Genomic DNA, 15,079 nt, shown 5'->3' on the forward strand with positions numbered 1-15,079 from the left:
GGGTCAGTTGAGCTGGATTATCGCGCCCTTGATCTGGAGCGGGCCGGTCGCGTTCACGTTCATGAGGCCGCTGCTGTTGAGGTCGAACTTCCCGCTGCTCGAGAAGGTCATCTGCCCGTTACTGTTCAGGTAGATTCCGCCGTTACTGTTTATTTCGACGGAATTCGACCCGTCGATGGCGATATCGTCGGCGGAGAGAGCGATTTCGCTGTTGGCGTCGACCTCCACGGAGCCGCTCCCGGAGTCGAGCGTGATGCTGTTGTCGTTGTTCTCGTCGCGGATGCGGATCGTCTCCGATCCGCCCGAATCGTCGATTACGATCTCGTTGCCCGCGCTGGTCTGGACGGTGATGCTCCCCTCGTCGGCGTCGTCGAAGGCGATCTTGTGGTCGCTACGGGACCGCACCTCTCGGATGTCGTTGTTCCCGTCGCTGTTCTTCTGTGGCGGTTTCTGCTTCCCGTTCCACAGCGACCCGATGACGAACGGTCTGTGGATGTCACCGTTCTCGAAGGCCACGAGCACCTCGTCCTCGACTTCGGGGAGGAAGTAGGTCCCGTACTGCTTGCCCGCCATCTCCGTCGCGATTCGGGCCCAGTAGCTCTCGTCGTCGGCGTCACGCCACGGGAAACTGAGCTTCACCCGTCCGAGGTCCTGTGGGTCCTCGTTGTCGGTGACGATGCCGACCGCGACGCCGTTGATACCGCCCTCGGAGGCCTGTTCACCGCCAAAGAAGTCGCGGTGGTTCATCCGGACACCTCGGTTGCCTCGAAGGTCGTTCGGTAGCCGCTGGCACCCATCCGGTGGGTCGCGTTGGTGACGTGGTAGGTCCCGGAGAACCGCGACCCGAGCTCCGCCAGGTCGACCGTTACCCCCGCCCGGAGCTCGGGAATCCCGTCGGTCTCACCGTGTGCCTGTACGGTTCCGCCGGACAGCTGATTCAGCTTCGTTTCGGCTATCTGTTCCGCTTCGTCGCGTGACATGGCTGGTATTCTGAAAACCTCCTTGTGTGTCGCAGTGCTGCTGCCCGCGGTCACCGTCAGCTCCTCTTTCTTTTTGACGTCCCACGACCGGACCTCGACCTGGTAATTCTGTCGTCGGTCCGTTATCTCGCCGAAGAAGTCGTGGAGGTCCTCCCCGTACCACAGCTCCGCGATCGGGTCCGAGTCGTTAGCCCGTGAGGAGCGCGGAACCACCTTCGCAGAGTCCCGCTCGGCGTAAAACTCGAACCCGTAGGCAGTGGCAAGCTGGTCGACGAACTGGTAGTCGCTGCGGTCGTCCTGGATGAGCTTCTCCCGCTTGATGTCGGCGCTCTCGACGGTCACCGACGAGAAAGAGTACGACGACAGCACGTCGTCGATGGCATCGCCGATGGTCGTGTCCGTCCAGGACGTGGAGTTCGACCCCTGCATCATCTCCCACAACAGGCCGTACCCCGACACCTGCACCGACGGGCCGCGGTCGGTGGTGAACTCGGTGTTGATAGACTGTATCTTCCCGGTCAACAGGTCGGTCAACTGTCCGTCGTCGCCGTACCCCATCGCTATCTCGACGTCCGTCCCGATGCTGAAGCGGTCCCAGTCCAGCCCGGCGAACTGGTCGCGCTCCTCGTCGAACGGGTAGTTCAGGGTGAAGGAGAACCGGTCGGCGCCGTCGAAAGTCGTCTCGACGACCAGGTCGGCGATTCGGCCGCCGGGCTCCTGAAACTTCTCGCTGCCGACGGTAACGTTGAACCGCGGCGAGTACGCCGGATGGTTGTTGATGCTCGAAGACATGGCTACAGCGGCGGCAGTTCCAGTTTCTGACCGGCCTCGATGTCACGGGGATTGGCCAGCCCGTTGTGCTCCGCGATGGTGCGCCAGTGGGCCGGGTCGCTGTACTCCTCGGACGCGATGAGCCATAGCGTGTCGCCCTCGCTGACAGTCCAGACTTTGGTCTTGTCCGTCGACTCTGGGGAGACCTCGGACTTGTGATAGTCCGCCGTTTTGAACTCCTGAAAGACGATGGACACCCGGGCGCGAACCGGGACACCGCTCGGCAGAAACTTGGTGAACTGCTTGTTCGCGCTGTGGACCAGTGCCGTGAAGTCGATGCCTTTCCCCCAGACGAACCGGCAGACCGGCGGGGCGTGCAACTCCCCGTCGACGGACAGCAAAAGGTCGATGTACTTCGTGTACTGCTCGCGTACGTCGACCGCCTCGACCGACTGCGAGTCGCCGACCTTGTCAGTGGTGTCGAAAAACAGCTCCATCGACAGCCGCTCGGCGTTGCCGTCGACGAACTGCTGGACTGACGCCCCCGACCCGGTCGCCTTCAACTCGCCGTAGTTGACGCTCTTTTCCAGCGTGTAGGAGTTGGGGTTGAACTTACAGTCTATCGTCGTGTTCTCGTGGTTTCCGTTCAGGATGATGATCTGCGCTTTCTCGAGTTGACCTGAGCTACCCATCTAAAATCCCCTCCGTTGGCGTTCGATCCGCCGTTTCCGTTCGAGCTTCCGATACAGGATATCCACCAGCCGGTCGACGTCGGCGTTGAGCTGCATCGACTGCTCGCTCAACTGGACGTCGATGCCGCGGAGCCGGCTGTCGGCCCGTTCAGTGGTGTCGGCCGACCGGTCGGCCGGCCGGTCCGACAGCGCGGACCCGACGTCACCGTCCGGTCGCCCGCGGCTGTCGAACGACGACTCGCCGAAGACGTCATCCGAGGGCCCGTTTCTCCCGGTACCGGGGTCCGTCGGGGAGGCCGGGCCGCGTCTGTCGGATCCCCCGGCAACCGCCCCGCCGGCGGCGCCAGCCCGCTCGCTGGGGAACTCCGCCGTGTACGACTGCGATTTCTCGCTGTCCTCCAGCGTCTCGGCGGTGCTACCGCTCCGGGCGGACGCTTCGGCCGTATCGGTGGACTGTCCCTGTTGGTACACGAGAGAGGTGTCGGTCTGTGGCTCCGGTGTGGTCGTCCGCTCGGTACTACTCGCGTGCGCTCCGTCGTCCGATACGTTGTATTCAGACACTTCTCTATTATATTTAATAGTTTCGGCAAATGACTTTTCGCCGGTCGACAGCACGCCGACCTCCGTCGACGGGCGACGCCGTGACACGGTAGCGGTCGCGTCCGCTGTCGCCGAGCGGTCCCGAGCAGTCGTCAGTGTCCCGACAGACGCTCGGTCGCCGACCGGCGTCTGACGGTCCGGTTCCGAACCTGCCACGGGCTCGCGGCGGCCGGGTTGTGAAGGAGTACCGGCAACGGCATTCCCGTCGACCGTTCCGTCGGTCGCTGCCGACTCGCCGGGCGGCGTCCGGCGCACGTCAGTTCGGGCACTGCCACCGGTCTCGGTGCCAGCGTCGTCCGACCCTTCGACGCCGTTTCGGCCGGTGGCCCCATCCACGCGTGGCCCGCCAGCAGTGGGGTCGGGAGTCGTCTTCGCGGAGCGCTGTCGGTCGACAGTGTCGACGCTCGTCGGAGAAAGTTGTCGGGTAACGGTGTCGATGCTCGTCGCGGCGAGCCGGTCGGCACCGTCGACGGTCGTCACAGAGCGCTGTTGGTTGTCGGTGTCGACGCTCGGCGCGGAACGCTGGTCGGCAGCGTTGACGGTTGGCGCGGAACGCTCTCGGGTGGCGGTGTCGACGCTCGGAGCGGAACGCTGGTCGGCAGCGTTGGCGGTTGGCGCGGAACGCTGGTCGGCAGCGTTGGCGGTTGGCGCGGAACGCTGGTCGGCAGCGTTGGCGGTTGGCGCGGAACGCTGTCGGGTGACGGTGTCGACGCTCGTCGCGGAACGCTGGTCGGGAGCGTTGACGGTTGGCGCGAAACGCTCTCGGGTGACGGTGTCGACGCCCGGCGCGAAACGCTCCCGGTTGGCGGTGTCGGCGGTCGGCGCGGAACGTTGGTCGGCAGCGTTGACGGTTGGTGCGGAACGCTCCCGGTTGGCGGTGTCGGCGGTCGTCGCGGAACGCTGTGGGTCGACAGCGTCGACGCCCGTCATCGCGGGTTGCCGTCGGTTGGCGGTGTCGACCCCAATCGTCGCAGACCGGTGGCCGTTCGACGCATCCGGCGGCAGCGAACCCAGCCGCCATCGCCGGGCCGGCGTCTCGTCCGCGGACTGTCCAGACTCGACAGCGGTGGCCAGCGGACTGGCAGAGGACCGACTGCCGGCCTCGGCCCGCTGGACGGCGTTGGTAGACCGTGGGTCCCCGACCGGCGACTCGGCGACGGTCCCCGCCAATGGGTCTGACTCGGATGGTGGGCTGGACTGCTCGACGCTAGTCGGGACACCCTCTCGGCGGTTGGACCGGTCCTCGGCGTCGACCGGAGACGGGTCGGTGCGGCCGGTGTCTGGAGTGGTCGACCGGCCGGCCGGCGTCCCCGTCGCCGGGTCGTGAGTCGTCGGACGCTCGGTAGCTTCGGAAGCGGCCTGTGACCTCGCCGGGCCACCGACGGACGTCCGCGGCGCCTGCAACCGGGAGATGTGGCCGTTCCCTCTGGGCGTATCGACTGCCCCCCCTAGTGAGGTGGCCGGCGTCTCACTGCTGGACTGGGGCAGGGTCGATACCCTCGCCGGTGAGGGAGCGGACCCGTCGGCGTCGCCGCTGACGGGCGCGTACTCGCGTCGGTGTGGCGTCCCGAGCATCGACTGGGCCCGGCTCGTCCGCTCGACGACACCGGGACTGACGCCGGAGACCGCAGCGTCGGTGCGAGTCAGGCCGGTCGCACCATCCAGCGGGGACCCCGCCCAGCCCGCCGACGGGTCCCCAGCGGGAGACCGCCCGTTGGTGTCGGATACGCCGAAGTGGGCAGCGGCCGAGGACCGTCGAAGCGGCGCCGTATCGGGGCGGTTCCGGCTGTCAGCGTCGGCACCCGACATCGCATCGACTTTCGACCCGTCACGTCCCGCCGCCCCCGACACCGGGTCGACGTCTCCGGGTTCAGCTACCGCCACTTCCGACACCGGGTCGTCGACATCGTGCCCCGACGACGCGACTCGGGAGCCAGCGGTGGAGACGCCGGTCTCCTGCCGTGCCACCGAGGAATCGCCCCCAACAGTGTTGCCCGGCGTCGTCGCGCGGGACGCAGCAACTCGGCGCGGAGCCGACGGCCGCTGTGTATCCCCGGCGTCCGACGAGGGCTGCTGGCGGGTCACGCGACGACGCGTCGAATCCGGCAGTCGCTGCACCGCTGTGGCCCGCGAGTGGGACCCGACAGCGCGTCGGCCCGGCGCCGCAGTCGTGACGTCGTGGACCGACCGCGTTCGGTGTTCCAGATCGGGCGTGGCGAACTCGCCGCCGGTGTGTGGCCGGGTGGTCGCGCGGGTTGACGACTGGCCGGTTCCACCGGTGTCGACGCTCGCCGACGACCACTCGTCGTCGGCAGTGACGGGGCGCTCGCGGTACTGGTCGGTCGTCGACAGCGGGCGGCCAGCTGACGGGGGCGACTGCGCAGGCGTCTCCGATTTTTCCCCCGAGCGCTCGGAAGGAGTCGGCTGGACACCCGACACGACGGCGGTCCGCGCGACCGCCTCGCTGACAGACTGGTCGACCTCACCGACTGCACCCTCGGCTGTGTCGCCCTCGCTCGATGGCCGTCCACGGGAGTGTGCATCGGGGGAACGGCCAGGCGACGCCGTCGCCGGTCCGACAGCGAGTGTCGCGTCCGGGTCAGTGACGACCCGACCGTGCGAGTGGAGCGGCGTACTCCCGCGGCGCCGGGGTTCGGTCGGAGTTCGCGGGCGCTCCCCCGAGACTGCCTCGGGTGAGGAACGGGACTGGGGTGGGGAGGGCGTCACGAGCGTCGTCGGCGGGACGTGGACGCCGGCCGGCCGGGACCGCGCGGTCGATTCAGGCTCGGCCGTCTCCGACCCCGAGTGAACGGTCGGCCGCCGACGCATGCCAGCATCACTGCTCGCCGGTTCCGGAATCGCCGCGTCAGAGTCGGTCGTTTTCGCGGTACGTATCGCGCCCGACTCCGCCGTCCCGTCGGTGTCGATACTGGGCGAGCGAGACGCCGGAGCCAACTGTTGCGGTGTCGAAACGTCCGACGCGCTGGGCGTCGATACCGGTGACACGTCCCCTTCGGACGCGCGCGAGCGCGTCATGGTCGACGACGGTCCGGTCGCCGTCGCGCTTCGCGATCGGTCGAGCCGTGCCGTGGCATCGGCCGTGAGCCTACTCACAGCGGTCACCGTCGCCACGGGCGTCCCCTCGGGGTCGCTGTCTGTCCGCTGTCCGGCACCGGTGTCGAGTACGGCCGCGCTCGTCGCCAGTGACCGGTGGAGCGGTGACGACTCGACCCCGTCAGTGGCTGACTGCCGCGTGTCGTCCCCGGTTCGGACCAGTGTCCGAGTGCCAGCGGGTGTCCTATCCTCGCGAGACCTCGACCGGGGAGCAGCCACACCGCGGGACTGCGTCTCGCCCGCGGCGGGCGACACAGTCGTCTCGGGTCGCGCCGTGGTGGCGGCCACTCCGGGGACGTCGGCGTGTCCGGCTTCCCGGTCAGTGACCGAGCGGGTCGGGCTGTCGGCCTCCGGATACGTGCGGTCGAATCGCGTGTGTGCGTGGACCGCCGAGGAACGGGCAGCCAGGGAGGCCACCCGTGTGGCGTGGTCGGACGCGACTGTCGTCTGGCTATCAGCGGCGGGCGGTGCTCGTGTTTCTACTGGTGCAGTGGCCGTCGGTACCGGCGCATCGACGCGGGTCGTTGCAACGTCGACGGCCCTGTCAGCGGCCGCCGAGGCCGTTTCCGGCGGTGAAGCCGCCGAGTCGGTGGCCGACGTGGCAGCCGTCCGAGCAGAGGTCGACTCGTGACGAGGCAGGGACTGCGAGGGACCGACCCTCGACGGGGGGGTGTCGGCCGGTGGCGACGAAGCGCCACTGACTGCCGACGAGGGAGTCTCGACCGTCGGGAGCCGGCCGCGTCGGGTGTCCCCTGTCGCCGGAGCGGGACGGGCATCGGTACCATCGGATCGGGTACCGGAATCGCCGCTACGGGCCGGTGACTGGTCGGCCTCGGGACGTCCGGATATCGGCTGTGTCGCCGCGGGAGACCGGTCTGTGGAGCGGGACTCGTCGACCAGCACCGTCCGGGTCGCGCTCGCTCGCCGGGTGAGTCGGTCGAACTGCCGACGCGAGATGTGCCCGCTTGGAGACTGGCGAGCCGCGTTGCCCGGTCTTTCGGCGGCCCCTGTTACACCCGTCTCCGACCGAGGCTGGCTGGTGGCGTCGACTCCGGTAGCTGGCGACACCTCCTCGGTGGCTGGAGACGCGCGATGGCCGGCGAAGGAGTCGGGATATGCGTCCTGACGGTGGGACGCCGTAGCGTCGGCGCGCGTCGTTTCCCCCGACGGCTCGGAGCCCGGTGTGCCGGCCCGTGTCGGCGTCAGTCGCCGGTCGGTGGGCCCAGAACCGCTCGGCGCCGGCCGGTGGGCGATTGGCGACGGTGTCGTCCCCGCGAGCGGGGAGTCCGGAACCGAGACGCCGTCGAGTGGCGCCGACGTCGGGTCCGAACGCGTCTCATCCAGCGGCGGGTAGGTGAGTTCGTAGGACTCCGCCTCGTCATCGTCCCCGCCGGCCGCAGGTTCGGCGCCACGCCGCCCCAGCAACCGGACGACGAGGTCGCTCAGGCCGTGTTTGTGCACGACACGCCGGCCGAGACGGCCGCCCAGTCGGTCTGTGTCGAGGGTCGCGATTGATTCGAGACGGCTCCCGAGCCCGCTGATGCCGGGACCGTCACCCAGACGCCGGTCAGTAAGCTGTCCGATGTTCCGACAGGTGGGTTCGAGAGTCAGATTGTCTCCGGTCATAGGTCGGGGCCTTCGCTCACACCGCCGGCCAGCCCGGTTGTTAGTCCGAACATCGACCCGTCAGTCCTGTGTCGAGGCCGGCGTCTCGGGGGCCTCACCCGAAGGGTTGCTCTGGCCGGTAGCGGTGACATCCGCCCGGGCACCCGTCGGTCCGCCGTCGGGACCGTCCAGCTGGTCCCGTTGCAGGCCATACATCTCACCCGTCCGCGTGAGAATCGCTGGTGTCTCCGACCCCTGCTTCAGCGTGTACCCCAGCGGGAGCTCCCAGGAGTCGTCGTTGGGCGCGAGCCTGAACCCCTCCGGCGCGTTGAACGTGCAGGTCTCGCCGGGACCGAGAGTGGTGTCGACGCCGAACTTGTAGAGGTCGAACTCCGTGTCGCGAATCTTCGCCAGCGACAGGTCGATGGAGTCGCTGGACTCGTTTTTGATGTGAAGCTCCCACGTGTCCCGCGTCTTCGGGCGGTTGACGCCGGCTATCGCCAGATTAGTCCGCTCGGCCGTCTGCTCGTCGTATCGGTTGTATATGACGAGGGTAACGCCGGCCCAGAGCAGCACGGCGACGACGACTGCAGGCAGAGCCGTCCCCCAGTTGCCGATGCGAATCGAGAGATACCACGTCAGGAGGCCGCCGAAGACGCCGACGAGTGAGCCGAGAATTATCGCCATCGTCCGGCTCTCAAGCCCCTTCGCGTGGGTGTAGCCGATGCGCATCGACGTCTTTGGGGGACAGTCGTCGCCGATGCACCGCCGGCGGAGAATCACCATCCCGGTCGAGGCCGGCCACACGAGCAGGAAGCCCGAGACGACGGTCAGGTCAGAGAGCCCCCAGTAGACCTGTACCGCGAACAGCCCAGCTGTCACTGCCAGTGCGCCCGCCAGCCCGATGAGAGTAGCCTGTGTCCACGTCGGGACCTGCGCCCAGTACTCCATGACCGTCTCCCGGTTGGGCCGATACGCGAAGTACCACGTCCCGGCCAGCGCACCCAGCAGAAAGCCGACGAGAGCTGTAACCCCGGACGGCGAGATAGTCAGATACGTCGTCCCCGAGAACACGCCGTTGATATCGGCTGCGGGCGCGAGCCAGAACAGATCGAACAGGTAGCCGGTCCCCCACAGGAGAAGGGCGCCAAGTAGCGCTGTCAGGATGACCGGCAGGACCGGCCCGAGTTTCTTGCGAACGCCCTTGATTTTGCTCCGGAGTTTTGGGAATAGATTGAGCATTGTGGGATGTGGAGATCCGAGCGACCGGAGACACCGAGGGACCCGTTCGTCGGTGGTTCGCCTGACTCCGACCGCGAGAGACAGTGCTGTTTTTTCCAGCCACTCTGCGTTTGTTAGATTAGGTGCTCGATAAAATATAAAGATGGTGGTGTTGGCTACATAACTAGTCCAGCGTGACCGGGTCGATAGCTAGTCGCTCTCCGGAGGGAGTATCGATACGGCCCCGTCCGGTTGCTGACGGACGTACGCGAGTTCGTGTTAGAGCTGCTGGCCCTCAGCAGATTCGGGGCCGTATTCGCCCCGGTTGAACGCGATGTGGTTCCCGACAGTAAGTATTCTTGCGCCGAGATTTCTGCGGGCGCTGACTACTCTCCCGCACATGTCTTCTTGCAGACCATTTGAGCTTAGAGCGCGTCTGTACGTCGTTCAACCACTCTCGTTAGACGCTCTCCCAGTCGATGGTAGCCTCTAGTTGGTAGTACGGCTGCCACGCGTCCTCGTAGCGCTGGTACCAGTCAGTCAGACGGTTCAGGCCCGGCCCGGTCACCTGGAACGGTTCCGGTGGCGTGACACCCATCTGGACGTGGATATCGCGGACCTGGCATCGGAGGTGACGAACGAGATATTGTTGGAGGTCGGTGAGCGAGTCGGGGTCGTGTGGAATCACTTCCAGCTGCACGTCTGGACCGCGGTCGATGTCCGGCTCGTCGTTGTGTTCGCCGTAGAGGTCGTCGCCGATTTGCCATTGAACGTGCAGCCCAGACGTGGCCACAATCCACTGACTCGGCGCGACAGTCTGAATCTGTCCACTGGTGATCCCGTGCTCGCTTGCCAGCTCGGTCAACTCACGGGTGATATCAGCCGTGTCCCCGTCGCTGATACGCTGTTCGGCCTCTGTGAGATACGCCTCCATGGATTCGTCAGGGAGTTCCCCGACTTCGGCATTACCGAGACCGAGATAGAGGTCCTTCGCATACTGGTAGAACACGTCCTCCGTGTAGAGTTTATCGGGAATCTCTATAACAGGGTCTCGGTCGTCGTAATGATGTTTAAGTTGCTGGTAAATGTCGCCGAACTGCCGCTCGAAGCTCTCGGTATCCAGCGCGGCGATTACCAGCGTTGCCAAGGCGACCCTGTGGGGATATTCGCTCTCGCGAATCGTCGGATACCCGCGTTCCTTTGCGACGTAATACTTGGCGAAATGGCGGGCCTGGGTGACATTGCGGACCCCTGCTGGCGACCGTTCGCTCGGGTTGTCCGAGTATCTTTCCTGCAGATGACCATTTATTTCCCCATTGTAGAGCACACCAATCTTATGTTTGGCATCGTTGTTATCGTATATTGTGACGCCATATCCTTTGTCCGTCTCTTTCTCGATTTCACCCTCCATCAGTAATCGACCTCTTGGCTCTGGTCCCCAGTCATCTCGTTGACCTGTGCGGAGATGTTCTCGATGAACTGGTCGTCGCTCGCGAGCTGGTCGGCGAGAGTGGAGTCCGCTGCGACTCGCTCCGCGAATTCCTCGCTCTGGGTAACGCGAGCTTCGAGTTTGTCGACGACTTCGGCGGGCACGCTCTGGTCGCTCTTGAACGTTTCAGCGATGCTCTGATACTCTTCGGTGGCGGCCCCGATTCCGAACATGAGTCCCAGTGAAAGCAGATTCACGCCCGGAACCATCTGCGAGGCGGCGAACGTGCTGGCGGTACCGACGCCACCGATCAGCCATTTCGCCATCTCGGGCATCGTCCCGTCGCTGCCCTCGAAGTCGATATCCTCTGTCTCCGATCCGTTCAGCGCCTCCTCGTTGACGTTCTCGACGGCAACAGTTCCGTCTTCTCCGAAACCGGTCTGTTTTGCTGCTCGCTGAATATGAACGCCAGACCGCCGCATCCGCTGGATACCCAGCGTTCCCCCGCGCATCACCCGCTCGGCGGTCTCCTCGGCTTCGCGCTCCAACCGTTCATCTGGGTCGATAGCTAACTCGCCCTCTTGGGGCAGCATCGACACGGCTCCACCGGTCTGTTGTCGCACGTGCGCTAACTCGTGGGCCAGGACGTGCTGGCCCTCAGCAGATTCGGGGTCGTATTCGCCCCGGTTGAACGCGATGTGATTACCCACAGTAAAGGCGCGGGCGTTGATGTCGTCACAGGCTTGCGCTGCGGAGGGCCCGGTATGGATGCGAACGTCGCCGAGGCTGTCGCCCATCCGGTCTTCCATCGCGCGCTGGACGCTCGCGTCCAACTGCTGGCCGGACGACGAAATCACGCTTCGGACCGACTCAGGTACCTCTGTGTCACCGGCACGGCTGGACTCGTGATGTGCGCCCCGGCTCCGCTGGACGGACCTGGCGTTCTGCCGTTCGATCTCTCTTGGCACCTCCGGCGGCCGCTCGGCCTGCCGTTCGCGGAACTGCTCCATGTCCCGCGTCTTGCCCATCGTCTCGACGGCCATCCCCTCGGCGGCCCACTGGCGGACCTGGTCGGCGCCGTGTTGCTGGGCGAGCCGCTGCAGTTTCGTCGCCTGTCCGTCCCGATACGTCTCGACCCCGAACTGGTGACCCTCGCCCGGGTCTCGGCCAGCCGACCGGCGCTGGTCCCCGTCGTCCTCGCGGGGGTCCATCGCCGCCGACCCGGCCTTCTCTCGGGCCTCGCTCACTGACCGGAAGCTCATCGTTGAGTTAATTTCATATCCTTCGCACATAATTGTTCGTTGTATTGCAGAACACGCAATCGAGGGGCGGCCGGGAGCGCCCGATTGGGGACCGACCACCATGGCATACGAGAACACGATAGACCATCTACTGGACGAACTGGGCTGTCTCGACTTGCTGGTGCGCGAGCTCCACGACGGGCGCCAGGGGGTGCTCTCCGGGGAGTTCGACCTCGCCGGGCGCCTCGACGAGCCGGCGTCGGCGACTGCGTCGGAGAGAGGACTGGTCGTCCCTGACGGGATAGCCGAGGAACTCCGGCGCCATCGCGAGCGCATCGACGACGAACGAGCGGCGGCTATCGAGGCCGGCGTGACCCTCCGGCTCGACACGCTCGCCGAGGCGTTCGGTCTCGACAGACAGCATCTGGATATCCTGCTCCTGGCCCTGCTCCCGGACGTGGACCCTTCGGCCGCCGCGGTGTTCGACGCGCTCCACAACGACGCGAGCAAGCAGCGCCCGACCGTCGGATTGGTCGCGGACCTCTGTTCGACGACGCCCGAGCAGTTCCTGACCGCGACGGCGCTGTTCGGCCAGGGCTCGCCGCTGCGGGAGTACGGACTGCTCGTGCTGGACCCGCCCGAGAGCGACGGTCGGGCGGGGTCGAATCTCGACTACGCCCTGCGCGTGGATGACCGCATCGTCACCTACCTGCTGAATCAGGGCGGCGTCGACCCGGCGCTTCGGCCGCCCCCCGGCGCCGAAACCACCGACGCCGTCGACGGATACCTCGCCGAGGTGCGGGCCGAGGCCACGCTGGACGGACTGCTCGTGCCCGACCGACGGTGCGAACGGCTGGCGAGCCTGCGCGAGGTGAGCACTGCCGGCCGCCGTCTGTACTTCCACGGACCCCGGGGCAGCGGTCCGCGACGGGCCGCCGAGGCTCTCTGTGGGACCGACCGCTACGTCCGGGTCGACCTCCCGAGAGTGCTGGCCGCCGACGCCCTCGACGCCGTCGTCCGCGAGGCCGCGCTGCAGGCCTGCCCGGTGGTCGTCACCGGCGCGGACGCGGTAACGGGCCCCGACAGCGACCGCTCACTGTCGGCCGTTATCGACCGCTTTTCGCCCGTGATCGCGGACCTCTTTTTCGTCGGCGAGTCCGCGTGGACCCCCGCGGGAACGAGCCGCCAGCCCGTCGACGCCATCGTCGGCTTCGAGCGCCCGACCATCCCGCTCCGGCGGACGTTCTGGCGGGACCATGCCGACGAACTGCCCGACGACCTCGACCCCGAGCGCATGGCGAGCACCTTCGACCTCACGCTCGGACAGATGGAGAGCGCGCTGGCGGCCGCCCGCACGCTGGCTGGTGAGGACGACCTGACCGTCGAACACGTGCGGGAGGCCTGTCGGGCCCAGTCGTCTAGCGATCTGGCGGACCTCGCCCAGCAGATTACGCCCTCGGTCGAACGCGGGGACGTCATCCTCCGGGACGGGACCGACCGGAAACTCGACCAGCTACAGGCCCACATCGCCAACCGCGGGCGCATCTACGACGACTGGGGGTTCCGAGCGAAGGAGGACAACGCGGGCGTGGTGGCGCTGTTCAAGGGCAAGCCCGGCACCGGGAAGACGATGGCCGCCGAGGCGCTGGCCAACGCCGTCGGGATGCACATCTACAAGATCGACCTCTCCAGTGTGGTGAGCAAGTACATCGGCGAGACCGAGGAGAACTTAGAACAGATCTTCCAGGCCGCCGAGCAGGCAAACGCCATCCTGCTGTTCGACGAGGCCGACTCCGTGTTCGGCGACCGCGCGGAAGTGTCGGACGCGACGGACCGCTACGCCAACGCCGAGGTGAACTACCTCCTGCAGCGTATCGAGACCTACGACGGAGTCATCCTCCTGACGACCAACTTCGCCTCCAACATCGACGACGCGTTCACCCGCCGCATCAACCACACCATCCGCTTCGAGCGCCCACAGGAGGCGACCCGTGAGGCCATCTGGGCGGGGGCGTTCCCCGGGGAGACCCCGACCGAGGGAATCGACGCGGAGTGGCTCTCGCAGTTCGAGTTCAGCGGCGGCGAAATCGCCTCGTTGGCCAAGCGCGTCGCGGTCGAGGCCGCCAGTTGCGACGCCGACGCCATCCGGATGAGCCACGTCGTCCGCGTGCTCGAACGGAACTACCGGGAGGCCGGCCGCGTCGTCCGCCGCTCGGAGTTCGAGCCCTACTGTGACGCGCTCGCCGAACCACCACAGGAGTCGGGCGACCGGCGAGCCCGACGCTGACCTCGGAACGCTTTTGCATCAGTCACAGGACAGGACTCGTATGCCAGCGACTGCTCCGTCCCGGGTGAGACCGCGATGACGTACGAGGCGATTCGGCACGTGACAGAGACGTTCCGCGACCTGCTCTCGGAGACGGCCGACCACCCGGAACTGCCCGTCGCGCCCGACGAGGTCCAGCTGGCGTCGCCGGGCGACGTCGGCCCGAACGACATCACGCGTATCGGTATCTACCCCTACCGCGTGCGCAAGGACGGCTCCGTCGGGTCGATGAACACCACACAGGTCGGTGACTCCACCCGCCGTGACCCGCCCCTGAGCGTCGCCATCGACTACCTCGTGACGGCCTACCCCAGAGAGGACGAGGACAACGACAGCGGGACCATCGGCCAGCAACAGGCGCTCGGCCTCGCCCTGCAGACCGTCAGCGACAGAGGCGTCATCGAACCCGAGGAGATGGACCGACTTGACCAGGGGACGCGACTGACCCTCTCGCTTTCGGAGACGCCACACGAGGAACTGATGTCGCTGTGGGCCCGTTTCGACGCCACGTTCCAGCCGTCTGTCGTCGTCGAGGCAGCGCCGGTGATGATCGCGTCGCTCAACGAGACGGAGTTTACCCGCATCGCCGAGCGGGACGTGGACGTCGAGCAGGACCCCGAGTGACTACCCGGGGGCTCCCGAGAGCTTGTTGAACTGCTTGTAGGCGAGTTCGATAGTCTCGATGGCGACGCCGCCCTGTCGGCCGCCGACGAGGTCCGGGCCGCGCCACGTCGTGGGGTAGGCCCCGAGGAACTGCCAGCCCCACGTGTTGGGCCCCATGTAGTTCTCCTGTACTTTCACCGTGACGTTCTTCCGCGTCACGTTCCCGCTCATGACGTCCTGAATCCACTCCCAGAAGGTGACGTCGTCGGTCAACCCCCGCTGGAGTACCAGATTCGCGTGGGCGAACTGGTCGGGGAGCTGGTGGACGTACTCGTCGACGCCGCCCTCCTGATAGGAGACGGTCTCCAGTTGCATCGCGATGCCGGAGACTTCCGAGAAGCCGGCGACGGATTCACCGTCGATGACGACCTCGAAGTTGTACTGGCCGTACGGGCTGGCGTCGGATGAGTTTGAACTGTTTGACATTATCGGATGCG

At 66.4% G+C, this 15,079-nt stretch carries 10 protein-coding genes and 1 pseudogene; 2 read left to right on the forward strand and 9 right to left on the reverse strand.

Annotated features, from left to right (window positions below; translation table 11 throughout):
* Positions 1–3: 3 nt before the first annotated feature.
* From NDI56_RS14000 to NDI56_RS14035, 8 genes and pseudogenes are all read right to left on the reverse strand, one after another.
* Positions 4–747 carry a phage baseplate assembly protein V gene (locus NDI56_RS14000; protein WP_310920188.1) on the reverse strand — a complete coding sequence of 248 codons (744 nt, stop codon included), beginning with the start codon at positions 745–747 and terminating at the stop codon, positions 4–6.
* Positions 744–1,772 (reverse strand): phage late control D family protein, encoded by a 1,029-nt coding sequence (locus NDI56_RS14005; protein WP_310920189.1) that lies wholly within the window; start codon positions 1,770–1,772, stop codon positions 744–746. The genes NDI56_RS14000 and NDI56_RS14005 overlap by 4 nt, the downstream gene beginning before the upstream one ends.
* A gap of 2 nt (positions 1,773–1,774) precedes the next feature.
* On the reverse strand, positions 1,775–2,443 hold the full coding sequence (locus tag NDI56_RS14010) for a CIS tube protein (RefSeq protein ID WP_310920191.1): 669 nt from the start codon (positions 2,441–2,443) through the stop codon (positions 1,775–1,777).
* Positions 2,444–7,783 carry a hypothetical protein gene (locus NDI56_RS14015; RefSeq protein WP_310920193.1) on the reverse strand — a complete coding sequence of 1,780 codons (5,340 nt, stop codon included), beginning with the start codon at positions 7,781–7,783 and terminating at the stop codon, positions 2,444–2,446.
* A 60-nt stretch (positions 7,784–7,843) separates the two neighbouring features.
* Positions 7,844–9,004: a hypothetical protein gene (locus tag NDI56_RS14020; RefSeq protein WP_310920195.1), complete on the reverse strand. Its 1,161-nt coding sequence runs from the start codon at positions 9,002–9,004 to the stop codon at positions 7,844–7,846.
* Between the two features lie 261 nt (positions 9,005–9,265).
* Positions 9,266–9,385, reverse strand: a pseudogene (locus tag NDI56_RS14025) (eCIS core domain-containing protein); the annotation flags it as partial.
* A gap of 58 nt (positions 9,386–9,443) precedes the next feature.
* Positions 9,444–10,394 carry a DUF7958 family protein gene (locus NDI56_RS14030; RefSeq protein ID WP_310920199.1) on the reverse strand — a complete coding sequence of 317 codons (951 nt, stop codon included), beginning with the start codon at positions 10,392–10,394 and terminating at the stop codon, positions 9,444–9,446.
* Positions 10,394–11,674: an eCIS core domain-containing protein gene (locus tag NDI56_RS14035; RefSeq protein ID WP_310920201.1), complete on the reverse strand. Its 1,281-nt coding sequence runs from the start codon at positions 11,672–11,674 to the stop codon at positions 10,394–10,396. The genes NDI56_RS14030 and NDI56_RS14035 overlap by 1 nt, the downstream gene beginning before the upstream one ends.
* A gap of 100 nt (positions 11,675–11,774) precedes the next feature.
* Here NDI56_RS14035 and NDI56_RS14040 point away from each other — a divergent pair, with 100 nt between their 5' ends.
* Both NDI56_RS14040 and NDI56_RS14045 read left to right on the forward strand, forming a co-directional pair.
* Positions 11,775–13,940 carry an ATP-binding protein gene (locus NDI56_RS14040; RefSeq protein WP_310920203.1) on the forward strand — a complete coding sequence of 722 codons (2,166 nt, stop codon included), beginning with the start codon at positions 11,775–11,777 and terminating at the stop codon, positions 13,938–13,940.
* A gap of 75 nt (positions 13,941–14,015) precedes the next feature.
* Positions 14,016–14,603 carry a Pvc16 family protein gene (locus NDI56_RS14045; protein ID WP_310920205.1) on the forward strand — a complete coding sequence of 196 codons (588 nt, stop codon included), beginning with the start codon at positions 14,016–14,018 and terminating at the stop codon, positions 14,601–14,603.
* Here the strand turns inward: NDI56_RS14045 and NDI56_RS14050 are convergent, their stop codons facing one another.
* Positions 14,604–15,068 (reverse strand): phage tail protein, encoded by a 465-nt coding sequence (locus NDI56_RS14050; RefSeq protein ID WP_310920207.1) that lies wholly within the window; start codon positions 15,066–15,068, stop codon positions 14,604–14,606. It abuts the gene before it with no gap.
* Positions 15,069–15,079 lie beyond the last annotated feature (11 nt).

The organism is Halomicroarcula saliterrae (assembly GCF_031624395.1).
In the GTDB taxonomy this organism is placed as follows: domain Archaea; phylum Halobacteriota; class Halobacteria; order Halobacteriales; family Haloarculaceae; genus Haloarcula; species Haloarcula saliterrae.